Annotated in this window: 1 protein-coding gene; it reads left to right on the top strand. The window is 53.5% G+C overall.

Translation table 11 applies throughout. The features are described from left to right. Positions 1-41: 41 nt before the first annotated feature. A partial coding sequence (locus ACAN56_RS35425) for an IS110 family RNA-guided transposase (protein ID WP_379148799.1) occupies positions 42-565 on the top strand: 524 nt, incomplete at its 3' end.

Below are 565 nucleotides of genomic sequence, written 5' to 3'. Positions count from 1 at the left end.
GCACCAGCCTTAATCACGGCCAGCAGGTAGGAGAAGCAAAGATGGAAGTACTCATTGAACGTTGCTGTGGACTGGATGTACACAAGAAAAGCATCACAGCATGTATCATTACGCCGAAAGGAAAGGAGATTCGAAGTTTTGAAACACTGACTCGTCGGCTGGTCGATCTGGTGGATTGGATCAAAAGCGAGCGGTGCAGCCATGTCGCGATGGAGAGCACCGGGGATTACTGGAAACCGATTGATAACCTGCTTGAACTGGAAGACGTCAAGCCGGTCGTGGTGAACGCGCAGCATATCAAAGCAGTACCCGGGCGGAAAACGGATGTGAAGGATGCGGAGTGGATTGCAAAGTTGCTCCGGCATGGACTGGTGCAGGGGAGCTATATTCCGGGTCGGGAGCAACGTGAGCTTCGGGAAATCATTCGCTACCGGCGAAGTATAATTGAAGAACGGAGCCGGGAAGTGAACCGTCTGCAGAAGGTGCTGGAGGGTGGGAATATCAAGCTCTCATCGGTGGCGTCCAATGTGCTGGGGGTGTCTGGACGGAGCATGCTGGAAGCCAT

The sequence above is a fragment of the Paenibacillus paludis genome, assembly GCF_042610515.1.
Classification (GTDB): Bacteria; Bacillota; Bacilli; order Paenibacillales; family Paenibacillaceae; genus Paenibacillus_AQ.
Note: the sequence above shows the minus strand (reverse complement) of the source record. Positions and strands in the feature narration are given on the sequence as shown.